The following is a 20989-nucleotide window of genomic DNA, read 5'->3' on the forward strand; positions in this document are numbered from 1 at the left end:
CAGTCAGCCCTTCAGCGATCCTGTGCGCTTGTCCTCGGTGGTGGCGATGCACACGATGGCGCGGTCACCCTGGCCCCACGTCTCGGCGGTGGGGTAGAGCACGAACACCCCGACCGAGGAGTCCTGCATGGCATCGGGGGAGTAGGACTCCAACTCGGCAGGGCACTTGTTCTGCCAGTCGCTGATGGTCGCCTCGCCGGGGTAGGCGCCGTCGGGCATGGTCAGCACCGCGTACGCCTCACCGGCGTGCGGCTGACTGCAATCGGTCTTGGGGACCATCCGGATCAGCGTCGCGTCGGGGATCTCCGTCAGGCAGTCGCCCACGGCCAGATCGGTCGCGACGACCTTGTCCTTGTTGGCCATGACGAAGAACACCGCGGCACCCACCAGGATCGCGGCGAGGACGAAGGCGCCCACCGACAATCCGATGATGAGGCCCTTGCGCGACTTCTTCGGCGGTGGCGCCGGATACGGGTAGCCGGCGGGCGGCTGTCCGTACTGTCCCGGCGGGCCGTAGGGGCCCTGTTGGTACGGCAGGGGCGGTGGCGGCGGGTATTGCGCCCCGGGGTGCTGGTACGCGGGCGGCTGATTCGGGTCTCCCGACGGCCAGGTCATCACCGGAACTTAGCAGGATTGGGGTCGCAGTACCGGAGAGCTGCGTCGACGGCCAGCGCAGGCACGTTCAGCGTCTTCGAGCCGAGATCGTGGCGGGCGCCGGTCACCTCGACGAGCTCCGTGGGACCGGCGACCAGGGCGGCCGCCGACCGCAGTTCCTCCACGGTGCCGAACGGGTCCGACGTGCCGTGGGTGAAGACCGTGGGCACGGTGATCAGGGGAAGGTGTTCGGTGCGACCGCGTTCGGGCTTGCCCGGCGGATGCAACGGATAGGAGAACAGGGTGAGGACGTCGACCGCCAGGCCGTCGGCGACCGCCATCGACGTCATCCGACCGCCGTAGGAGTGCCCGCCGGCGAGGACCGGGCCCTTGGTCAGCGAGCGGGCCAGGGCCACCGCCTCGACGATGCCGGCCTGGTCAGCGGTGGCCGAACCCGACGGCGGGCCCTTGGGCCGACGCCTGCGATAGGGCAGGTCGTAGCGCACCGCGAGCCAGCCGCGGCTGGCCCATTCGTCGCACAATTTGACCAGCATCGGCGAGTCGCGGTTGCCGCCAGCGCCGTGGGTCAGCAGCACGATCCCGGTCTCGTCGCCGGCAGGCGCGTGCGCCACGCCCGCAATGGCGTCAAACGCCATCGGCGAGCCGGAACAGCGGTGACACCGGACCGTGTCCGGCGCCCAACGGGTATGCGGCGCGCACACATTCGGTGACCCACCCCTTCGCGAAGGCCACCGCCTCTGGCATCGACCAGCCGTGGGCAAGTGCCGCCGCCGTCGCCGACGCCAGGGTGTCACCGGCGCCGTGGTCGTGCACCGTGTCGACGCGCTCGGCGACGAACTCGTGGAACTCGGTGCCGTCGAACAGCAGGTCGGTGCTGCGCGAGGAGGTGCGCAAGTGCCCTCCCTTGACCAGCGACCACGCCGGTCCCATCGCATGCAGCGCACGGGCGGCGTCACGCTGAGTGGCGTCGTCGACGACCTCGATGCCCGTGATCAGTCTGACCTCGTCCAGATTCGGGGTGACCAACGCGGCGAGTGGGAAGAGCTCGTCCCGCAACGTCGCGAGTGCCGACGGACGCAGCAGCGGATCGCCGTGCATCGACGCGCACACCGGATCCACCACCAGCGGGGGCGCCAAGCCCTCGGTGGACAGATTGCGCCAGGTGCCGGCGACGGCACCGATGATCTCCGAGGAGGCCAACATGCCCGTCTTGGCCGCCTGGATGCCGATGTCCTCGGCGACGGCCCGAATCTGGCCGGCGACGACGTCGACCGGGATTTCGTGAAACGCCTTGACACCCAACGAGTTCTGGACGGTGACCGCCGCGACCGACACGCACCCGTGCACGCCGAGGAGGGCGAACGTTCGCAGGTCTGCCTGAATGCCCGCGCCGCCGCCGGAGTCGGTCCCGGCGATGGTCATCACGCGCAGTGGCGTCTGCCCCGGTGGGGTGAGCGGAAGGTAGTTCACGTCGTCAAGGGTAGATAGACCTTGTTGCCGCCGGCGGTGAACTCCCTCGACTTCTCCGCCATGCCCTGCTTGGCGAGGTCGTGGTCGAAGGCGTCACGCACGTCGTGGCTGATGCGCATCGAGCAGAACTTGGGCCCGCACATCGAACAGAAGTGCGCCGTCTTCGCCGGCGCGGCGGGCAGCGTCTCGTCGTGAAAGTCCCGGGCGGTGTCCGGATCCAGCGACAGCGCGAACTGGTCATGCCAGCGAAACTCGAAGCGGGCCTTGGACAACGCGTCGTCGCGCTGCTGCGCGCGGGGATGCCCCTTGGCCAGGTCGGCCGCGTGTGCGGCGATGCGGTAGGCGATCACGCCGTCCTTCACGTCCTTGCGATTGGGCAGCCCGAGGTGCTCCTTCGGGGTGACGTAGCACAGCATCGCCGTGCCGGCCTGGGCGATGATCGCGGCGCCGATGGCGGAGGTGATGTGGTCATAGGCCGGCGCGATGTCGGTGGTCAGCGGGCCGAGGGTGTAGAACGGGGCCTCCTCGCACAGCTCCTCCTCGAGGCGGACGTTCTCGACGATCTTCTGCATCGGTACGTGGCCCGGTCCTTCGATCATCACCTGGACACCGTGGGCCTTCGCGATCGTGGTGAGCTCGCCAAGGGTTCTCAGCTCGGCGAACTGCGCCTCGTCATTCGCGTCGGCGATGGATCCGGGCCGCAACCCGTCGCCGAGGGAGAAGGTGACGTCGTAGCGGGCGAGGATCTCGCACAGCTCGGCGAAGTGCGTGTAGAGGAACGACTCCGTGTGCCGGGAGAGCATCCACGCGGCCATGATCGACCCGCCGCGGCTGACGATTCCGGTGACCCGGTTCACCGTCAGCGGGATGTGGCGCAGCAGCACGCCTGCGTGCACGGTCATGTAGTCGACGCCCTGCTCGCACTGCTCGAGGATGGTGTCGCGGTAGATCTCCCACGTCAGCGCGGTCGGTTCGCCGTCGACCTTCTCGAGGGCCTGATACAGCGGCACGGTGCCCACCGGCACCGGGGAGTTGCGCAGGATCCACTCCCGGGTGGCGTGAATGTCGCGGCCGGTGGACAGATCCATGATGGTGTCGGCACCCCAGCGGGTGGCCCAGACCATCTTCTCGACCTCCTCCGCAATCGACGACGTCACCGCGGAATTGCCGATGTTGGCGTTGACCTTGACTCCGAATGCCTTGCCGATGATCATCGGCTCGCTCTCGGGGTGGTTGTGGTTGGCGGGAATCACCGCACGTCCGATGGCCACCTCGTCGCGCACCAATTCGGCTGGCGCGCCTTCGCGTTCGGCGATGAACGCCATTTCGGCGGTGATCTCGCCTGCACGGGCGCGCTGCAACTGCGTCCCGCGGTCGCGCCGGACCCCCGGCCGCGGCGGCAACCCGGCGGCGAGGTCGACCACCGCAGACGGGTCGGTGTACGGGCCCGAGGTGTCGTACAGGTCGAGGTGCTCGCCGTTGGTGAGATTCACCCGGCGCGACGGCACCCTGCCGCCGTCGGGCAACTCGCGGTAGACCTTCGTGCTGCCGGTGATGCGGCCGGTGGTCACGGAAACGGGGTCGGAAACAGCAGTCATCGAACACTCCCTACGCCGGCATTACCCGGTCAGGTTCATACGGTCGACGGCGCTCGTTCCTAGCCGTCCTCTCAGCGCACTTGCGTGCGCTCCCGCGCGGACGAGGTTGAACGTACCCCAGAGCACGGCATGCGCGCGAGGGGTAGGGGAATAGGAATTGCCACGAGATGTTTTGTATAGCTAACATATGTGTTTTGGGCAGCGCAGCCCCGCACGCCAGCATTGCCGACATAGCGAGACGACGCCGATGACGACTGAGATCGAGATGACGAAGACCGACGAAGCCCTCACCGACACCGCCACCCGCAGGCGGCGCATCGACCACGACCATCCGCACTACAAGTGGGTCGTGTTGTCCAACACCACCCTTGGAACGCTGCTGGCCACCATCAACGCCTCCATCGTGCTGATCTCGTTGCCGGCCATCTTCCGTGGCATCGGGCTCAACCCGCTGGCCCCCGGCAACGTCAGCTACCTGCTGTGGATGTTGATGGGGTACCTGGTGGTCACCGCCGTGCTGGTGGTTCCCTTCGGCCGGCTCGGCGACATGTTCGGCCGCGTGCGGATCTACAACTGGGGCTTCGTGGTGTTCACCGTCGCCGCGATCGCGCTGTCCTTCGACCCGTTCCACCTCGGCGGCGGTGCGCTCTGGCTGATCGGCTGGCGCGTGGTGCAGGGCGTCGGTGGCGCGATGCTGATGGCGTCGTCCTCGGCGATCCTCACCGACGCCTTCCCCGCCAATCAGCGTGGCATGGCACTCGGGGTCAACATGGTCTCGGCCGTCGCCGGCTCGTTCCTGGGTCTGCTGATCGGCGGGTTCCTCTCCGAGTGGCACTGGAAGGCGATCTTCTGGGTGGGCGTGCCGATCGGCATCGCCGGCACCATCTGGAGTGTTCGGTCGCTGCGCGAACTCGGCTCACGCACACCGGGCAAGCTGGACTGGCCCGGCACCCTCACCTTCGGCTTGGGGCTGACGGTGCTGCTGGCCGGCATCACCTACGGCATCCAGCCCTACGGTGGTGCGTCGACCGGGTGGACCAACCCGATGGTGCTGGGCGCCATCGGCATTGGCTTGCTGCTGCTGGTGGCGTTCTGCTTCATCGAGTTGCACGTCGAGTCTCCGATGGTCGACGTGCGGCTGTTCAAGTCCGCATCGTTCGGCATGGGCAACCTGGCCGGTCTCATGTCGTCGATGGGCCGCGGCGGGCTGCAGTTCATGCTCATCATCTGGCTGCAGGGCATCTGGCTTCCGTTGCATGGCTACAGCTTCGAGTCCACCCCGCTGTGGGCCGGCATCTACCTGTTGCCGATCACCGTCGGCTTCCTGGTGGCCGGCCCCGTCGCGGGTTCGCTGTCCGACCGCTTCGGCGCGCGACCCTTCACCGTCGGCGGCATGCTGCTGATGGCGGCGACCTTCATTGCGCTGGTGCTGATTCCCGTCAACTTCGACTACTGGGTGTTCGCACTTCTGGTGTTCCTCAACGGCCTTGGCGGCGGCATCTTCACCGCCCCCAACACCGCGGCCATCATGTCGAGCGTGCCTGCCGCTCAGCGCGGTGCGGCATCCGGTGTGCGCGCGACCTTCTTCAACGCGGGCTCGTCGTTGTCCATCGGTGTCTTCTTCTCCCTGATGATCGTCGGGTTGGCCCACACCCTGCCCTCGGCGTTGAACAGTGGCCTTCAAGCGCAAGGGGTTTCGCCGTCGGTGGCCGGCGACGTGGCCAACCTGCCGCCGGTGGGCAGCCTCTTCGCGGCATTCCTGGGCTACAACCCGATGGGCGAATTGCTCGGCCCATCGGGTGCACTGGACCAACCCGGCGTCAACGCGGATCTGCTGACCGGCAAGACGTTCTTCCCGCAGCTGATCACCGAGCCGTTCCACTCCGGCCTGACGGTCGTGTTCATCGCCGCCGCGGTGATGATGTTGCTCGGAGCGGCGGCGTCGCTGTTCAACCCTGGCCGCTACGGCACCGAGGCCGGCGCCGACAACGCCGCCTGAGCCCCGTCAGCCGAGCGGCGGCAGATTGCCCCACGGTCCGTACGGACCGTTCTGCGCGCCCGGTCCCGGATCGACGTTGGGGGTGGTGCCGCCCTCGACACCCTCCGGGCCAAGGCACCGCGACGTGGACACGGCGACGTCGCACGGATCGTTGGCCAGGGCAACGGGTGCGCCAGCCACCCCGAGGGCGATTCCGGCCGCGGCCAGGATGGGGGCGACGGCGAGTGTGGTGAACGACATGTCTTCTCCTTCGTCGAGTGTTCGATGATGCGCGTTCTCGCGCTCACCGCAGGACTACCCGGGCCTCGAACCCCGAGAACGCCGCGAAAAGTGCTCATAGAGAACGCATATCTGGCGCGGTACGCGAAACATCCCTGACACATATGCGTTCTCGATGAAGGCCGCCTCGCGCGCGGCGTCGGGTGGATCTGCCCGGTATCGGTGGAAGTGACCGTCTTTGCCCGACACCCACCACAGCGCGGAGGACATGCTCATGCCGGACAAGGGATATCCCGCCGACGCCACCACCAGGAACCGATTCGCCGTCGCCCTCGCCGCAATCGCAGGGACCGCCGACGTGATCGGCTTCATGGAGTACTCGCAACTGTTCTTGTCCTTCATGAGCGGCAACACCACCCGCATGGGCGAGGCCGCCAGTTCGGCCGAGTGGGTCATGGTTGCCCGCTTCGGCGGGGTGATCGCCGTCTTCTGCTTCGGCGCCTTCCTCGGCACGCTGATCGCCGCCTGGTCCGGACGATGGCGGTTGGTCACCCTCCTGGGCATCCAGTCCAGTCTCTTGACCCTCGGTGCCTTCTTGCCGGTGGCCTCCGACGCGATCCCGTGGCACGCGTACCCGGTCGTACTGGCACTGGGTCTACAGAACGCCACGCTGCAGGACGAGGCGGGCCGAAGCATGGCGCTGACCTACGTCACCGGCACCATCGTCCGGTTTGGCGCCGGACTTGCCAACCTGCTGCTGCACAAGCCCGCCCCGTCCTTCTGGATCCAGGGCCCGCTGTGGGCTGGCCTGGCCTCCGGCGCGGTGCTCGGCGGCGTGCTGCAGCACTGGTTGGGACAAACGGCGTTCCTGGTGCCGGCCGCCATGCTGACGGCGCTGGCGATCTGGGCCCTGGTCAGACTGCTCAAGGAGCCCGCGAGCCCGCTCGTCACCAGCGAGCACGCGCCGCAACCCGACGCCCATCCGTCGGCGCCCCCGGCCGTCCTGATTCGGCGCTAGTCGAGGTCCACCAGCACGGGGGCATGGTCGCTCGGCGCGGGCGTCCCCTTCTTGCCGGGCTTGCGCTCGTCGCGGGCGATCTCGGCGTGGGTGACGCGGGCCGCCAAACCCGGTGAGCCCAAGATGAAGTCGATGCGCATGCCCTGGCGCTTGGGGAACCGCAACTGCGTGTAGTCCCAGTAGGTGAAGTTCTCCGGCGGTGGTGCGAACGGACGCACCACGTCGGCGAACTCGCCCTCGATGGCACGGAACGCCGCCCGTTCCGGCTCGGTGACGTGCGTGCTCCCCTTGAAGACCTCGACGTCCCACACGTCGTCGTCGGTGGGCGCGATGTTCCAGTCGCCTACCAGGGCGATCGGTGCGGTCGGGTCCGCTGCCAGCCAGCCCGATGCGCTATCACGAAGCGCCGCAAGCCATTCCAGCTTGTAGGCGTAGTGCGGGTCCTCGACCGTGCGGCCATTCGGAACGTAGAGACTCCACACCCGGACCCCACCGCACGTCGCCCCGATCGCCCTGGCCTCGTCGGAGTCGTTGAAGGCGGGCTGCCCCGGAAAGCCAACGGCGACGTCCTCGAGCCCGACGCGGGAGGCGATCGCGACGCCATTCCACTGGTTGTGGCCGACGTGAGCCACGTCGTAGCCCAGCGCGGCGAAGGGCATGGTCGGGAACTGCGCGTCGGTGCACTTGGTCTCCTGCATGGCCAGCACGTCCACGTCGGCGCGTTCGAGCCAACCGGTGACGCGGTCGATGCGGGAGCGGATGGAGTTGACGTTCCAGGTGGCCAGGCGCACGCGGTTACCCTAGCGACACGTAGCGGGAGCGATGATGCTCGGCGAATCCCATGGTGTCGTACAGCGTCTTCGCCGGTGCGTTGTCGGCGAGAACCTGCACGTAGGCACGGGTCGCACCCTGATCGGCGCCCCACCGCAGCAGCGCCTCACACAGCGCGCGGGCCAGACCCCGTCGTCGCGCGTGCTCGGCGACGTGGACCGACGACAGGCCGACCCACCGGGTGCCGTCCGGAGCCGCGGTGACCGCCGCCCGCCCCACCGCCGCGTCCTCGACGTGCCCGAAGCCCACCACGCCGTCCACGACCGCGGTGAGCACGTCGACCGGCACCCGTCGCGGATGCAGGCGCAACCAGTCGTCGTCCGGTCGAGACGTCACCTTCAGGGGTGCCGCGTCGACGCCGTCGGCCAGATGCCTTGCCATCACGACGTTCTCGCCGTCGGTCGGACGATCGGCAGAGATGCGAACGAGACGGTCCGGCACGGCGAGAAGCGCCGGCAGCCCGCGGGCGGCGTACCACTGGGCGATCTGGTCGGTGTGTTCGCCGGGGGTGGGCAGCAGCGGCACCGCCGAGTTCGCTCGCCTGGTGCTGCCATGACCTGCCCGCAGCAGCCAGCCGCCGAGCCATTCGCGCTCGACCCCGGGCCAGCCGAGCGCAGCGGCATGCTCGAGGTTGCGGATGTCGCGGTTGCGCACCGGTGCGGCCGACAGCGGACGCAACGACACCACGTCGGCCACCGAGACGTTCACCACGTCGCCGGCCTTGGTCTCGACGAGAAGCGTCGGTCCCACCTCACGCAGATGCCCGACGACGTCGCTCATCGGCGGCACCGATCCCGCAGGCAGCCGGTACCGCAGGCTGACCCGGGTGCCGACCTCGGGAACGTCAGGGGCCATCAGTGTCCGAACGGGTCGGGATCCTCACCGGGAGTCCACGTCAGCCCGGGGGAGCCCCAGCCGTTCGACTTGACGGCCCGCTTCGCCGCGCGGGCATGCCGGCCGATCAACTTGTCGATGTAGAGGAAGCCGTCGAGGTGTCCGGTCTCGTGCTGCAGCATCCGGGCGAACAGCCCGTTGCCCTCCAGGGTGATGGGGGTGCCGTCGGCGTCGAGTCCGGTGACCCGCGCCCAACTGGCCCGGCCGGTGGGGAAGGACTCGCCGGGCACCGACAGGCAACCCTCGTCGTCGTTGTCCGGATCGGGCATCGTCTCGGGCACCTCGGAGGTCTCGAGCACCGGGTTGACGATGACGCCGCGGCGGCGCGAGCTCATCCCGCGTTCGTCGGCGCAGTCGTAGACGAACACCCGCTGGGATATCCCGATCTGGTTGGCTGCCAACCCGACACCGTTGGCGGCGTCCATCGTGTCGTAGAGGTCACCGATGAGATCGGCGAGCTCCGCGGGCAGCGAACCGTCGTCGCCGACGGGGATCGGACTGGTCGCGGTGTGCAGGACGGGATCTCCCACGATGCGGATGGGTACGACGGCCATGAGGAGAAGATTAGTGGGCGGCCTCTCCGGTGCCGACTCGCGGGCAACGGTCACGGCTTGACTCGGTCTGCCGTGGTTGAATGTGGGCCGTCACCACCGGAATGTCATCAGTGTTTGGAAGGGTCCACAGAGCAAATGGACGGCGCCATTGCGCGGACTGGCAAGTCCGGGGACTCCGAGGACGGCGGTGCTCTCGCCGACGGCCTGACCCGCCGAGAACACGACATCCTGGCCTTCGAACGGCAGTGGTGGAAGTACGCCGGTTCCAAGGAAGACGCCATCAAGGAACTGTTCTCCATGTCGGCGACGCGGTACTACCAGGTGCTCAACGCCCTGGTCGACCGTCCCGAAGCGCTCGCGGCGGATCCGATGCTCGTGAAGCGTCTGCGTCGTCTGCGGGCCAGCCGCCAGAAGGCGCGCGCCGCGCGTCGTCTCGGCTTCGACGTGACGTGATCGGTACCTAGGGGTTTTCTTCCCACGGCACCGGCTCGATACAGTGAGTGCGATGAATCAACGAGACTCCTCCGGGTTGCCGCTGCGCGCCATGGTCATGGTGCTGCTGTTCCTCGGTGTCGTGTTTCTGTTGGTCGGATTCCAGGCCATCGGCTCCGGTGACGACGACGACTCCGGCTCGGCCAGCACCACGACCTCGGCGACCACCGCTGCGTCCTCGTCGTCTCCGACCTCCACGCCGGCGGCCGCGAAGCCCGACGTCCGGGTCTTCAACACCTCCGAGGTCGCCGGTCTGGCGGATCAGACCGCGAATCGTCTGCGTGACGCCGAGTGGAACGTCACCGAGACCGGAAACCTCACCCTCGAGGGTCTGAACGGGACGACGGTGTACTTCGGCGAAGCGCCGGGGGAGAAGGAAGCCGCCGAGGAGATCGGCACTCTGCTGAACGCGGCCGTCGAACCCAGGACACCCGCGGTCGCAGAGCAACCGCCCGGCGTAATCGTGGCGGTCACCGGTTAGGCTTTCCGGCATGCCGATCCCTGCCCCGCTCCGCCTTCTTGCCGCCGCGGCACTCGTCGTCCCCATTGCGGCGGCATGCTCGCCCAATGAGCCAGTTGCCACACAGCCTGGCACCACCCCGCCGGTGTGGACCGGTTCGCCGGCACCGTCGGCCGCCGGCGAAGGGGGCGAGGGCGCAGGATCCTCTGCGACCACGAGCGGCGAGACGCTGACCGCCGACATCAAGACCCCCGACGGCACGTCGGTGGCAAGCGCAGAGTTCGTCTTCTCGGGCGGGTACGCCACCGTCACCGTGAAGACCACCGCGTCGGGCCAGCTGACCCCCGGTTTCCACGGCATGCACATCCACTCGGTGGGCAAGTGCGAGCCGGCCTCGGTCGCACCAACGGGCGGGGCGCCGGGTGACTTCAACTCCGCGGGCGGACACTTCCAGGTAGGCGGCCACTCCGGACACCCGGCCAGCGGCGACCTCTCCTCGCTGCAGGTGCGCGCCGACGGTTCGGCGATGTCGGTGACGACCACCGACGCCTTCACCGCGGCGGATCTGGAGGCCGGCACCAAGACGGCCATCATCATCCACGAGAAGGCCGACAACTTCGCCAACATCCCGCCGGAGCGCTACCAGCAGGTCAACGGAACTCCCGGCCCCGACGAGACGACGATGGCCACCGGTGACGCCGGTAAGCGGGTGGCGTGCGGTGTCATTTCCCCCGAGTGAGACGTCGGTCGTCCCGCGACCGCAACGCATCGACTTCAAGGGGTCGGCCCGCCCGACCATCGGGGTCGAGTGGGAATTCGCGTTGGTCGACCCGGTCACCCGGGAGCTGAGCAACGAGGCCTCCGCGGTGATCGCCGAGATCGGCGAAAGTCCGCACGTGCACAAGGAATTGCTGCGCAACACCGTCGAGGTCGTCACCGGAATCTGTGACAACTCGCGTGAAGCGATGGACGACTTGCGGGCCACGCTCGCGCCGGCCCGACGAATCGTGCGCGCCCGCGGCATGGAGCTGTTCTGCGCAGGCACCCATCCGTTCGCCAAGTGGTCGGCCGAGCAGCTGACCGACGCGCCGCGCTACGCCGAGCTGATCAAGCGCACCCAGTGGTGGGGCAGGCAGATGCTGATCTGGGGTGTGCACGTCCACGTCGGTGTCTCGTCGGCGCACAAGGTGATGCCGATCATCACCTCGCTGCTGAACCACTACCCGCACCTGCTGGCGCTGTCGGCGTCCTCGCCCTACTGGGACGGCGGCGACACCGGCTATGCCAGCAACCGGGCGATGATGTTTCAGCAGCTGCCGACCGCGGGCCTGCCCTTCCACTTTCAGGAGTGGTCGCAGTTCGAGCAATTCGTCCATGATCAGAAGAAGACCGGCATCATCGACCACATGAACGAAATCCGTTGGGACATACGGCCTTCACCTCATCTGGGCACCATCGAGGTGCGGATCTTCGACGGCATCTCAAACATCGACGAACTCGGTGCCCTGGTGGCGCTGACGCACTGCCTGATCGTCGACCTGGATCGTCGGCTCGACGCCGGTGAGCACCTGCCGACCATGCCGCCGTGGCACGTGCAGGAGAACAAGTGGCGTGCGGCAAGGTATGGCCTGGACGCGGTGATCATCCTCGACGAGGACAGCAACGAACGTTTGGTCACCGAGGACCTCGACGACCTGCTGAACAAGCTGGAGCCGGTCGCGAAGTCGCTGCGTTGCGCCGACGAACTGGCGCAGGTGTCGAGCATCTACGAGGCGGGTGCGTCCTATCAGCGGCAGCGCCGGGTCGCCGAGGACAACGACGGCGACCTCCGCGCCGTCGTGGATGCATTGGTCGCCGAGTTGGTTCTGTAGGTCGACGACCGGGTAGGTGTCATAGATGACCATCAGGCCGATGTTCCCGCTGGAATCGGTACGGCTGCCCGGCGAGGATCTGCCGCTGCGCATCTTCGAACCCCGCTACGGCGCGCTGGTGCGCGACTGCCTCGATGATGCAAGGGAATTCGGCGTCGTGTTGATTGCCGCCGGTCGTGAGGTCGGTGGCGAGGACGCGAGATGTGACGTGGGGTCGGTGGCGCACATCGTGGACTACCAGGACCTTGGCGACGGCCAGTACCTCCTCGAATGCGAGATGCGGGAGCGCATCCGGGTGACGGCGTGGCTGGAGGACGATCCGTACCCGCGGGCCGACGTCGAGCCATGGCCCGACGAGCCGGGTGCGACCGTCACCGGTGACGAGATCGCCGTCGTCGAGGACCGTCTGATCGAGATCTTCGAGCGGGTCGCCGCGGCCCAGGAGACGACGCTGCCGTCACGGCTTCAGCTGCTCGGCGAGCCGGAGCCTGGTGACGACGCGGGAAAGCGCCTCTTCGCGTTGTCCTCTCGCGTGCCCATGGGCCAGGCCGACAGGTATGCGGTGCTCGAGGCGCCCTCGGCGGCGGCGCGGCTGGACGCGCTTCGGGACGCCGTCGAGACCGTGGCCGCGATGGTGGAGTTCCAGCTCGCCGGCGATTAGCGCAGCCATCTGGCCGACCGCGCCCTACGCCGCGTGGTCGGCGGGCGGCGCAGGCCCGCCGGGCTGGCTTGGGTCGTCGCTCTGCCTGAGCGAGTCCGGCTCGTCGTCGTGCTGAAGGAGCCGCTCGGGGCGGTGATAGTGGTTGATCCTGGCCTGGCCGGTGTCCAGCCGAGGTGGCGGAGCCCATTCGACGTCGCCGTGCGCGTTGACGGTGGTGGACCACCCGCCGTCGGCGCCAACGAGGCGATTGTCGGGCCCGCATGCCAGCGCGAGATCGTCGACGTTGGTGAGCCCGCCCTCGGCCCAGTCGCGCCGGGCGTGGTGGATCTGCGAGCCGTAGGCGCCCACCGTGCAGCACGGCTTGGTGCACCCGCCGTCGCGCGCGATCAGCATGATGCGTTGCGCCGGGGAGGCCACTCGGCGGGTCCGGAACAGGTTCAAGGCCGAGCCGGTCGCACCGTCGAACACCGTGAGGTAGTGGTTGGCGTGGCCGGCGAGCCGGACGACGTCGCGAACGGGCACGACTGTTCCGCCGCCGGTCACACCCACGCCCGCGCGGGATTCCAAGTCCTGCAGAGTGGTTCGAATGATTACGGACACCGGCAAGCCGTTGAGCCGACCGAGCGTGCCGCTCATCAGGGCGATGCGGCCGACGGCGAGCATGGCGTCGTGTCGACGTTGCGCAAGGCTTCGGTGGTCGTCGTCGATCTGCTTCTGTGACGGTGTCCCGGAGGTGCACGGTTCGTCGTCGGCCGGGTTGCACATACCGGGCGCGGCGTACTTCGCGAAGATCGACTCCCACACTGCCCACGCCTCGGGGGTGAGCTCTGCGGTGATCGGGGTCATCGCGTCGTGGCGTTGCTTGCCCTTGGAGATTCCGCGCTTGCGGTCACGCTCGGCGTCGTCGGGCGGTGGACCGTCCTGGTCGAGCAGGAAGATCGTCAGATCGGCCGCGTCCTTCAACTCCTTGGGGCCGACCTTCGCGGCCGTGCGGACGAGGTCGACCTCGACCTGGCTGCGGGTGGCCGGGTCGACGAAGCCAGGCATGCGGCCCATCGCCTTGCGAATCACCTCGACGTGCTCGCCGTTGAGCACTCCAAGGGCTTGTCCCGTCGCGGTTGCGGGGAGCGCCGGCTCCAGCGGCTCGCCACCGAATGCGCCTCGCGGGCCCAGCAACGCGGCATCGGCCAGGCGGCGAGATGCCTCAGAACTCGAGATGCGCCACCGGATCATCAGCGCGTCCCGCCAAGACTTGGCGCCGAGGTCGTTGGCGGTCGTCTCCAGCTGCAGCCGGGCCAGCAACCGGTGCGTTTGGGTGGGCAGTTGGCAGGTCAGCGTTTCGACGTCGTCGAGGCTCTCCAACAGCTCGTCGCGGGTCAGCAGCCCAACTTCGCAGCTGGCCAGCGCCTCGTGTGCGGCACGCAACGCCGCCAACGCCTCTCTCACCGCCAACGCACCGGACATGATTCGAACATACATTCGACCACCGACACATCATGCGTCAATCCTGGGGGCGATCCGCCATTTCGTCCCTGGTCAACAGGTCGTCGCGGAAGCTCTGCTCCCGATAGGCGAGCTGACCGACCCGGTTGGCCACCACGGGCGCGGTGATCAGGGTGAACATGCCAGCCAAGATCAGCATCCCGACGTCCGGATGTCCGCGTAGCCGCAGGGCAGCTCCGGCGAGCACCAGCAGCAATCCGAGCACCTGTGGCTTGGTGGCCGCATGCATCCGCGACAGCGTGTCGGGGAACCGGACCACGCCGATCGCCGCCGTCAACGCCAGCGTCGAACCGGCCAGCACCAAGATGCCGGCCACCACGTCCAGGACGCCGCTCACTGCGGTTCACCGTCCGCCCGGTCGGTGTCCCGCACGCGGAAGCGCGCCACGCTGACCGAGCCGACGAAGCTGATCAGGGCCAGTGCGGTGAGGCTATAGGTGACGGTGGTGTCGAGGCTGTAGGCAGCCCACGTGCCGATCGCACACATCGTGACCGCGACGAAGGTGTCGAGCGCGACCAAGCGGTCGAGCGTTCCGGGACCGGCGAGCAGCCGGAACATGGTGACGACGATGGCGGCGCCGAGCATCACCGCCGAGATGGTCCACACGGTGTTCATGCGCGATCCCGCTTGGCTTCTCGCTGGACGTTCATGCGCGATCCCGCTTCGCTTCTCGCTGGACCTTCATGCGCCAGCCTCCCTCTCCGCACTCGCCCTCCAGTCGGCCTCCTTCTCGAACGCCGCGATCATCAGCCGCTCGATGTCGGCGACCTGCCGGTAGAAGCGCGCGACGGCCTTGTCGGTGCCGGCGTCTATGACGTGCACGTAGATCATCCGCCGGGTCTGGTCGATCTCCAGCACGATGCCACCGGGAATCAGGTTGAGCGCACTGACGGTCAACGCCAGCACCAAATCGGACTTGATCGCCACGTGCGCCCGCAGCACGGCGCTGAGCGGTGGCGGCCCTGGCTTGACCGCCAGCCACGCCACCTGAATCGACGACAGCACCAGGTAGTAGGCGATGAGTGCCACCAGGCGTACCAGCGACAGCGGATGCAGCTTTCCCTCGACGGGCACTCGCGGCAGCGGCAACAGCAGTGTGATCACGAGGGCCACGGCGACGCCGCCTACCACGTTGGCTGCGGAGACGTTGCCCCACAACAGGTTCCACACCAGCGTCAGCCAGCACACCACCCAGACTCGCAGCAGTACGGTTCTCAGAAATGCCGATCGGTTCTTCGCGCGAGCGCTCATCGTCATGGCCTCAACACCGCCGACACGTACTGACCGCGGTCGACGACCTCGGCGGCGGCCCGCTCGCTGAACGCGAAGATCGGACCGGCGAACACCGTCAGCGCCAACCCGACGGCGATGAGCGCCGCCGTCGGCGCCACCATGCCGACGGGCATGCGACCGACGTCGTCGCGGTCGGCGTGGTCGATGTCCTCCTCGGAATCGTCGATCAGGGAGGACGGGGAGACGTCGGCGAGGTTGCCCTCCGGGGCGTCCGCACGGGCGCGCCAGAACGCCTTCGTCCAGACCCTTGCCATCACGTAGAGGGTCAGCAGGCTGGTTACGACACTGCCGCCGACCAGGGTCCAGGCGAGCACCGAGGCGTCCTGGGTGCCGGCCTCCAGCAGTGCGACCTTCCCGATGAAGCCGGAGAACGGCGGGATGCCCCCGAGATTGAGTGCCGGGATGAAGAACACCAGGGCCAGCAGCGGGCTCGCGGCGGCCAGCCCCCCGAGGCGCTGCAGCGTCGACGCACCGGCCTGACGTTCGATGAGGCCGACGACGAGGAACAGCGTGGTCTGGACGACGATGTGATGCGCGACGTAGTAGATCGCCCCCGACATACCGAGCTGACTGCCCAGCGCGATGCCGAACACCATGTATCCGATGTGACTGACCAGGGTGAAGGACAGCAGACGCTTGATGTCGCTCTGCGCGATCGCCCCGAAGATGCCGACCAGCATCGTGATGAGCGCGGCGACCATCAGCACGTCGTCGAGCGCTCCGCCGGGGAACAGAAGTGAGTGCGCCCGGATGATTGCGTAGACGCCGACCTTGGTCAGCAACCCGGCGAACACGGCGGTGACCGGGGCGGGCGCGGTCGGGTAGGAGTCGGGCAGCCACGTCGACAGCGGGAACACTGCGGCCTTGATGCCGAAGGCCACCATCAGCACGGCGAACATCGCGCCGCGAGTGCCCGACGGGATGTCCTCAAGGCGCACCGAGAGCTCGGCCATGTTGAGAGTGCCCGCGGCCGCGTAGATCATGGCCAGACCGATCAGGAAGATCAGCGAGGACACCATCGACACCATCACGTAGGCGATGCCGGCCCTGACGCGGTCGGTACTGGCACCGATGGTCAGCAGCACGAAGCTCGCCGACAACAGCACCTCGAACCCGACGAACAGGTTGAACAGGTCACCGGCCAGGAACGCCGTGCACACGCCCGCGGACAGCACCAGGTAGGTCGGCAGGAAGATCGACACCGGTTGGCGTTCGTCGCCGTCGCGGATGCCCTGGCCGATGGCGTAGAACACGACCGCCAGCAGCACGATCGACGACACCAGCAGCATCAGCGACGAGAGCCGGTCGACGACCAACGTGATGCCCAGTGGACCCATCCCGGGAACTGACTGACCCCACCCGCCCACGTGCACGGCGATGGTGCCGTCCCGGTCGGCCAGGTAGACCAGCGACGCGCAGACCGCGACCACGGCCGCCAACGCCGCCACCGCGATCGTGCGCTGCAGCCGCGGGCGGCGGCCCGCGAACAGGGTGACGGCCGCGGCGAGGGTGGGAATGAGTACGGGCAGCGGCGTGAGCACCGCGGACAGGGTCGGGGTCATCGCGACCCCTCGTGCCCGGGGAGTGCGTCCAGTTCGTCGGGTGCGTCGGTGTCGCGCGCCGGATCGTGGGTCACGAGGTCCTCGTCGATGGCTCCGGCCGACAGGTCCGACAGCTCCGAGACCCTGGTGTCCTCGGGGTCGTTGACCACGTCCTCCGCGCGCGACAACCGGTAGGACCGGTAGGTCAGGGCCAGGACGAACGCGGCGATGCCCATCGAGATGACGATGGCGGTCAGGATCATGCCTTGCGCCAACGGATCTGCGGTGGCGGTCTTGCCGTCACTTGTCCGCCCGCGGATCGGAGGGTTGCCCGCGGGCCCGCCGACGGTGAGGATCAGGATGTTGACGGCGTTGCCGACCAGGAGCAGCCCCAACAACATTCGCGTGAGGTTGCGTTCCAGCAGCAGGTACACCCCTGCGGTGGTGAGGCCTCCGATGAGGATCAACGGCACGACGTCGACGACGGTGGAGTTCATCGGCGGGCCACCTCGTTGTGTTGAGCCATCTCCACGTCGACGCGGGCGCCGAGGCTGCGCAGCACGTCCAGCACCAGGCCGACGACGATCAGGTAGACGCCGGCGTCGAAGAACAGGGCGGTGACGAGCTTGATGTGTCCGAGCACGGGCACGTCGAATTCGAAGACGGCCGAGGACAACACCGGGGCGCCGAGGAACAACGACGTGACCGCCGTCCCCGCCGACAGTGCGAGCCCGACGCCGAGCACCTTGCCCGCGTCGACCGGAAGTGCCTCGCCCAGTTCGAAGCGGCCGCCTGCCAGGTAGCGAAGAACCAGCGCGAGACCGGCGGTCAACCCGCCGGCGAAACCGCCGCCCGGGGTGTTGTGCCCGGCGAAGAAGAAGTAGAACGACAGCACCATGATGAGCGGGAAGATGATTCGCGTGGCCACCTCGAGCACCAGCGACCGGTAGCGGGGGTCGCGCAGTTCGCTGCCGCGCAGCCAGGTGATGTCGCCGACGGCGGGGCTGGTGGGCAGTGCGGGGATGCGGCCGATGTCGGGCTGCCCGGCGTCGCGGAGGTCTCTCGGAACGCGGGGTGCGCTACCGAAACGTCTGTTGCGGAACACCATTGACGCCACACCCGTCGCAGCCACCAACAGCACCGAGATCTCGCCCATGGTGTCCCACGCGCGGATGTCGACCAACAGCACGTTGACGGTGTTGGCGCCCTGACCGCGGTAGTAGGCGGCGTCGGGCAGCAGGTCGGCGATCGGCCGGGTGGTGCGGGCCGCCATCGCGAACGCCGCGAGCGTGGTCACGGTCGCGCCGACGGCCAGCGACAGGGCCAGTCGCGGCAGCCGGTGGCGGCTGATGTTGCCCTGATCGGCCTCCGCGGGCAGCGTCCGCAGAACGAGGACGAAGATGACCAGCGTCAACGTCTCGACGAGGAACTGGGTCAGCGCGAGGTCGGGCGCACCGTGGAAGACGAAGATTGCGCCGCAGCCGTATCCCGTCACGCCGACCACCAGCACGGCGGCGAGCCGGTTTCGCAGGATCGTCGCACTGATGGCCGCGGCCAGGATGACGAGGCCGACGACGACCTGTAGCGGGGAGTCCCACAGCGCGAGCTCCGGGCGGTCGCGCGCTCCAAGCAGCAGCATGGCCGTCGGCAGCAGCACCAGCGTGGAGAGGATGACGGCCTGCGTGGCGGGGATCGACCCACGCTGCGTCAGCGCGGTGAGCCGGACCGCGAAGACGTCGGTCTCACGGATCACCGCGTCGTAGATGCGGTCGGCGTTCCCCAGCGGCAGGTAGCCCAGCCGGGCCCGGCGCAGACGGTTGCGGGCGAAGAACGCCACGACGCCCGCGGCCAGCACCAGGATCGACAACAGCAGAGGCACGTTGACGCCGTGCCACAGCGCAAGGTGGTAGCCGGCCTCGGGGGCCAGGTCGTCGGCGTAATCGGCCAGCACGTGGTCCAGGCCCGTCGGCCAGACGCCGAACGTCAGGCCGGCCACCGCCAGGATGGCCGGCGAGACGAGGAATGTGGCTGGGGGACGGTGCATTTCGGCTACGCGTTGACTCGGCTCGGGCTTGCCCTTGCGGGCGAATGCGCCGTAGATGAACCGCAGGCTGTAGATGGTGGTGAACACCGATCCGAAGACCACGCCGCCGAGCACCCACGGCGCGGTGGCGCCTAGGGCGGCGCTGTCGGCCAGGGTGGCCAGGTCGGCTTCCTTGGCGACGAAGCCCAGGAACGGGGGCAGGGCGGCCATGCTCGCGGTCGCGCCGATGGCGATGACGAGCAGGGGCCGGTGACGGTCACCGAGCCAGGCCAGACGGCGGATGTCGCGGGTGCCGGTGGCGTGGTCGACGATGCCGACGACCATGAACAGCGCCGCCTTGAACATGGCGTGGGCGCAGAGCATGGCCAGGCCGGCGAGCATCACGTCACGTCCCCCGACGCCCACCATGAGGGTGATGAGGCCCAGCTGGCTGACGGTGCCGAACGCGAGAATCAGCTTGAGGTCGTACTCCCGGACGGCCCGCCACCCCGCGAGCAGCATCGTCGCCAATCCGAGGGTGACGATCATCGGCCGCCAGGCGGGCGAGTCGGCGAAGCCGGGCGTCAAGCGGGCGACGAGGTACACGCCGGCCTTGACCATCGCCGCGGCGTGCAGATACGCGCTGACCGGGGTGGGTGCGGCCATCGCGCCGGGCAGCCAGAAGTGGAAGGGCACCAGGGCGGACTTGGACACCGCGCCGACCAGGACCAGGACGATCGCGACGCTCGCGGCGAGGCCCGTCGGTGGCGCTTCGACCAGCTCCGAGAGCCGGTAGGTGCCGGCCAGCTCGCCGAGGATGATGATGCCGACCAGCATCGCCAGGCCGCCTGCGGTGGTCACCAGCAAGGCCTGGGTGGCGGCTCGTCGGCTGGTGGCGCGCTCGGCGTAGTGGCCGACCAGCAGGAACGACAAGACGGTCGTCAGCTCCCAGAACAGGTACAGCATCAGCATGTTGTCGCTGATGACGAGCCCGAACATCGCGCCGGCGAAGGCGACCAACTCGGCGGCGAAGCTCGGCAGCCGGCGTTCGGTGTGGCCGTCGTGGTGGTGGAAGTACTCGGCGCAATAGAACAGGACCAGCGCGCCAACGGCCAGGACGAGCACGCTCATGATCGCGGCCAGTGCGTCGAAGCGGAACGTGATGTCCATCGACAGCTCGGGGACCCACTGCAGGTGGACGGTCTGCTCGCCCTGTCCGGGCCAGTTCATCGCGACCCACGGCAGCGACCCGAGCGGAACCAGGGCCAGCCCATAGAAGGCACGTCGTCCCCAACGCTGCACGAGAACGGGCGCCACCAGGGCGGCCACCGCGTGGGCGTAGAGAATGGCGAGCATGGCACTCCGGTTCTGGTCGAGCGCTGGCCGCGCGTCAGCCAAGTGGGGTGTCAGCCGTCTAAGGCTATGTCTGCACCGAGTTTACGGGGCACGGGGCCGACCACTTACCAGCGGGCGAAACGACCCGGTTGAATGAGGCCATGGGACACGACGACAAGGTGGCCAGCGCGACTCTCGACGTCGCCGCGCCAGCCGACCGCATCTTCGACCTAATCGCCGACCCGGCCCGTCAGCCGACGTGGGACGGCAACGACAACCTCGCCGAGGCGGCCGAGGGTCAGCGCGTGCACGCCGTCGGCGACGTCTTCTCGATGCTGATCAGTCAGGGCGCGATGCGGGACAACCACGTGGTGCAATTCGAGGAGGGCAGGCTCATCGCGTGGCGTCCCTCCGAGCCCGGTCTGCCCCCGCCCGGGCACCTGTGGCGCTGGGAACTGGCGCCGCTGGACGACTCTCACACCCGAGTCACCCACACCTACGACTGGTCGGAGCTGACCGATGAGAAGCGCATGGTGCGTGCCCGCGCGACCGATCGGGACGCACTGATGTCGTCGGTGCGACGGCTGGCCGCGCTCGCCGAGGGCCGCTGAG

23 protein-coding genes and 1 riboswitch are annotated in these 20989 nt (G+C 68.3%); of the genes, 8 read left to right on the forward strand and 15 right to left on the reverse strand.

From position 1 onward, the window contains the following. Positions 1-3: 3 nt before the first annotated feature. The 4 genes from H7K45_RS11290 to thiC all read right to left on the reverse strand — a co-directional run bounded on the left by H7K45_RS11290 (position 4) and on the right by thiC (position 3683). The gene (locus H7K45_RS11290; RefSeq protein WP_263995895.1) at positions 4-615 is read right to left on the reverse strand and encodes a septum formation family protein; all 612 of its coding nucleotides are present in this window, start codon (positions 613-615) and stop codon (positions 4-6) included. After that, complete coding sequence (locus H7K45_RS11295; protein ID WP_263995896.1) at positions 615-1250, reverse strand: alpha/beta hydrolase family protein; 636 nt, start codon at positions 1248-1250, stop codon at positions 615-617. Before H7K45_RS11295 ends, H7K45_RS11290 begins: the two co-directional genes overlap by 1 nt. Then, positions 1240-2085: a bifunctional hydroxymethylpyrimidine kinase/phosphomethylpyrimidine kinase gene (gene thiD / locus H7K45_RS11300; protein WP_263995897.1), complete on the reverse strand. Its 846-nt coding sequence runs from the start codon at positions 2083-2085 to the stop codon at positions 1240-1242. Before thiD ends, H7K45_RS11295 begins: the two co-directional genes overlap by 11 nt. Continuing rightward, on the reverse strand, positions 2082-3683 hold the full coding sequence (gene thiC / locus H7K45_RS11305; RefSeq protein ID WP_263995898.1) for a phosphomethylpyrimidine synthase ThiC: 1602 nt from the start codon (positions 3681-3683) through the stop codon (positions 2082-2084). Before thiC ends, thiD begins: the two co-directional genes overlap by 4 nt. Next, positions 3674-3789, reverse strand: a riboswitch (TPP riboswitch). Its footprint overlaps the gene before it by 10 nt. Positions 3790-3930: 141 nt before the next feature. On the opposite strand from thiC, the gene H7K45_RS11310 reads away from it, so the two are divergent. After that, positions 3931-5682, forward strand: coding sequence for an MFS transporter (locus H7K45_RS11310; RefSeq protein WP_263995899.1), 1752 nt, complete (start codon positions 3931-3933; stop codon positions 5680-5682). A gap of 6 nt (positions 5683-5688) precedes the next feature. On the opposite strand, the gene H7K45_RS11315 is transcribed toward H7K45_RS11310, so the two are convergent. Continuing rightward, a complete protein-coding gene (locus tag H7K45_RS11315) occupies positions 5689-5922 on the reverse strand; it encodes a hypothetical protein (RefSeq protein WP_263995900.1) in 234 nt (77 codons plus the stop codon). A 253-nt stretch (positions 5923-6175) separates the two neighbouring features. Between H7K45_RS11315 and H7K45_RS11320 the strand changes: the two genes are divergently transcribed. Then, a complete protein-coding gene (locus H7K45_RS11320) occupies positions 6176-6919 on the forward strand; it encodes a YoaK family protein (protein ID WP_263995901.1) in 744 nt (247 codons plus the stop codon). Here the strand turns inward: H7K45_RS11320 and H7K45_RS11325 are convergent. Genes H7K45_RS11325 through H7K45_RS11335 form a run of 3 tightly spaced genes read right to left on the reverse strand, consistent with a single transcriptional unit; the run spans position 6916 to position 9198 of the window. Continuing rightward, the gene (locus H7K45_RS11325; RefSeq protein WP_263995902.1) at positions 6916-7710 is read right to left on the reverse strand and encodes an exodeoxyribonuclease III; all 795 of its coding nucleotides are present in this window, start codon (positions 7708-7710) and stop codon (positions 6916-6918) included. The two genes, H7K45_RS11320 and H7K45_RS11325, sit on opposite strands and share 4 nt — an antisense overlap. A gap of 4 nt (positions 7711-7714) precedes the next feature. Next, positions 7715-8605 (reverse strand): N-acetylglutamate synthase, CG3035 family, encoded by an 891-nt coding sequence (locus tag H7K45_RS11330; RefSeq protein ID WP_263995903.1) that lies wholly within the window; start codon positions 8603-8605, stop codon positions 7715-7717. Next, positions 8605-9198 (reverse strand): peptide deformylase, encoded by a 594-nt coding sequence (locus H7K45_RS11335; protein ID WP_263995904.1) that lies wholly within the window; start codon positions 9196-9198, stop codon positions 8605-8607. The genes H7K45_RS11330 and H7K45_RS11335 overlap by 1 nt, the downstream gene beginning before the upstream one ends. Positions 9199-9333: 135 nt before the next feature. Between H7K45_RS11335 and napA the strand changes: the two genes are divergently transcribed. From napA to H7K45_RS11360, 5 genes are read left to right on the forward strand one after another with little or no spacing between them, the layout of a single operon-like run. Continuing rightward, a complete protein-coding gene (napA, locus tag H7K45_RS11340; protein ID WP_263995905.1) occupies positions 9334-9651 on the forward strand; it encodes a nucleoid-associated protein NapA in 318 nt (105 codons plus the stop codon). A gap of 52 nt (positions 9652-9703) precedes the next feature. Next, positions 9704-10171, forward strand: coding sequence for a LytR C-terminal domain-containing protein (locus H7K45_RS11345; RefSeq protein ID WP_263995906.1), 468 nt, complete (start codon positions 9704-9706; stop codon positions 10169-10171). Positions 10172-10181: 10 nt separating this feature from the next. Beyond that, entirely contained in the window at positions 10182-10889 is a 708-nt protein-coding gene (sodC, locus tag H7K45_RS11350; protein ID WP_263995907.1) for a superoxide dismutase[Cu-Zn], read from the forward strand. Next, complete coding sequence (locus H7K45_RS11355; RefSeq protein WP_263995908.1) at positions 10870-12021, forward strand: glutamate--cysteine ligase; 1152 nt, start codon at positions 10870-10872, stop codon at positions 12019-12021. The genes sodC and H7K45_RS11355 overlap by 20 nt, the downstream gene beginning before the upstream one ends. Positions 12022-12046: 25 nt before the next feature. After that, entirely contained in the window at positions 12047-12682 is a 636-nt protein-coding gene (locus tag H7K45_RS11360) for an LON peptidase substrate-binding domain-containing protein (RefSeq protein ID WP_263995909.1), read from the forward strand. A gap of 24 nt (positions 12683-12706) precedes the next feature. Here the strand turns inward: H7K45_RS11360 and H7K45_RS11365 are convergent, their stop codons facing one another. From H7K45_RS11365 to H7K45_RS11395, 7 genes are all read right to left on the reverse strand, one after another. Then, positions 12707-14161 carry a DUF222 domain-containing protein gene (locus H7K45_RS11365; RefSeq protein WP_263995910.1) on the reverse strand — a complete coding sequence of 485 codons (1455 nt, stop codon included), beginning with the start codon at positions 14159-14161 and terminating at the stop codon, positions 12707-12709. A 22-nt stretch (positions 14162-14183) separates the two neighbouring features. After that, on the reverse strand, positions 14184-14522 hold the full coding sequence (gene mnhG, locus H7K45_RS11370) for a monovalent cation/H(+) antiporter subunit G (RefSeq protein WP_263995911.1): 339 nt from the start codon (positions 14520-14522) through the stop codon (positions 14184-14186). Beyond that, complete coding sequence (locus H7K45_RS11375) at positions 14519-14800, reverse strand: monovalent cation/H+ antiporter complex subunit F (RefSeq protein WP_263995912.1); 282 nt, start codon at positions 14798-14800, stop codon at positions 14519-14521. The genes mnhG and H7K45_RS11375 overlap by 4 nt, the downstream gene beginning before the upstream one ends. A gap of 66 nt (positions 14801-14866) precedes the next feature. After that, positions 14867-15436: a Na+/H+ antiporter subunit E gene (locus H7K45_RS11380; protein ID WP_263995913.1), complete on the reverse strand. Its 570-nt coding sequence runs from the start codon at positions 15434-15436 to the stop codon at positions 14867-14869. A gap of 2 nt (positions 15437-15438) precedes the next feature. Next, positions 15439-17040: a Na+/H+ antiporter subunit D gene (locus H7K45_RS11385; protein WP_263995914.1), complete on the reverse strand. Its 1602-nt coding sequence runs from the start codon at positions 17038-17040 to the stop codon at positions 15439-15441. Continuing rightward, positions 17037-17516: a Na(+)/H(+) antiporter subunit C gene (locus H7K45_RS11390; RefSeq protein WP_263995915.1), complete on the reverse strand. Its 480-nt coding sequence runs from the start codon at positions 17514-17516 to the stop codon at positions 17037-17039. Before H7K45_RS11390 ends, H7K45_RS11385 begins: the two co-directional genes overlap by 4 nt. Next, a complete protein-coding gene (locus tag H7K45_RS11395) occupies positions 17513-20398 on the reverse strand; it encodes a Na+/H+ antiporter subunit A (protein WP_263995916.1) in 2886 nt (961 codons plus the stop codon). Before H7K45_RS11395 ends, H7K45_RS11390 begins: the two co-directional genes overlap by 4 nt. A 140-nt stretch (positions 20399-20538) precedes the next feature. Here H7K45_RS11395 and H7K45_RS11400 point away from each other — a divergent pair, with 140 nt between their 5' ends. Next, positions 20539-20988: an SRPBCC family protein gene (locus H7K45_RS11400; protein ID WP_263995917.1), complete on the forward strand. Its 450-nt coding sequence runs from the start codon at positions 20539-20541 to the stop codon at positions 20986-20988. The last annotated feature ends 1 nt before the right edge of the window (position 20989 follow it).

It is taken from the genome of Mycobacterium yunnanensis, from assembly GCF_025823185.1.
GTDB lineage: Bacteria > Actinomycetota > Actinomycetes > Mycobacteriales > Mycobacteriaceae > Mycobacterium > Mycobacterium yunnanensis.

Coding starts and splice junctions, on each gene's coding strand:
- H7K45_RS11290 (WP_263995895.1), bottom strand. CDS start 615: ATGACCTGGCCGTCGGGAGACCCGAATCAGCCGCCCGCGTACCAGCAC.
- H7K45_RS11295 (WP_263995896.1), bottom strand. CDS start 1,250: ATGGCGTTTGACGCCATTGCGGGCGTGGCGCACGCGCCTGCCGGCGAC.
- thiC (WP_263995898.1), bottom strand. CDS start 3,683: ATGACTGCTGTTTCCGACCCCGTTTCCGTGACCACCGGCCGCATCACC.
- H7K45_RS11310 (WP_263995899.1), top strand. CDS start 3,931: ATGACGACTGAGATCGAGATGACGAAGACCGACGAAGCCCTCACCGAC.
- H7K45_RS11315 (WP_263995900.1), bottom strand. CDS start 5,922: ATGTCGTTCACCACACTCGCCGTCGCCCCCATCCTGGCCGCGGCCGGA.
- H7K45_RS11320 (WP_263995901.1), top strand. CDS start 6,176: ATGCCGGACAAGGGATATCCCGCCGACGCCACCACCAGGAACCGATTC.
- H7K45_RS11330 (WP_263995903.1), bottom strand. CDS start 8,605: ATGGCCCCTGACGTTCCCGAGGTCGGCACCCGGGTCAGCCTGCGGTAC.
- H7K45_RS11335 (WP_263995904.1), bottom strand. CDS start 9,198: ATGGCCGTCGTACCCATCCGCATCGTGGGAGATCCCGTCCTGCACACC.
- napA (WP_263995905.1), top strand. CDS start 9,334: ATGGACGGCGCCATTGCGCGGACTGGCAAGTCCGGGGACTCCGAGGAC.
- H7K45_RS11345 (WP_263995906.1), top strand. CDS start 9,704: ATGAATCAACGAGACTCCTCCGGGTTGCCGCTGCGCGCCATGGTCATG.
- sodC (WP_263995907.1), top strand. CDS start 10,182: ATGCCGATCCCTGCCCCGCTCCGCCTTCTTGCCGCCGCGGCACTCGTC.
- H7K45_RS11360 (WP_263995909.1), top strand. CDS start 12,047: ATGACCATCAGGCCGATGTTCCCGCTGGAATCGGTACGGCTGCCCGGC.
- H7K45_RS11365 (WP_263995910.1), bottom strand. CDS start 14,161: ATGTATGTTCGAATCATGTCCGGTGCGTTGGCGGTGAGAGAGGCGTTG.
- H7K45_RS11375 (WP_263995912.1), bottom strand. CDS start 14,800: ATGAACACCGTGTGGACCATCTCGGCGGTGATGCTCGGCGCCGCCATC.
- H7K45_RS11380 (WP_263995913.1), bottom strand. CDS start 15,436: ATGAGCGCTCGCGCGAAGAACCGATCGGCATTTCTGAGAACCGTACTG.
- H7K45_RS11385 (WP_263995914.1), bottom strand. CDS start 17,040: ATGACCCCGACCCTGTCCGCGGTGCTCACGCCGCTGCCCGTACTCATT.
- H7K45_RS11390 (WP_263995915.1), bottom strand. CDS start 17,516: ATGAACTCCACCGTCGTCGACGTCGTGCCGTTGATCCTCATCGGAGGC.
- H7K45_RS11395 (WP_263995916.1), bottom strand. CDS start 20,398: ATGCTCGCCATTCTCTACGCCCACGCGGTGGCCGCCCTGGTGGCGCCC.
- H7K45_RS11400 (WP_263995917.1), top strand. CDS start 20,539: ATGGGACACGACGACAAGGTGGCCAGCGCGACTCTCGACGTCGCCGCG.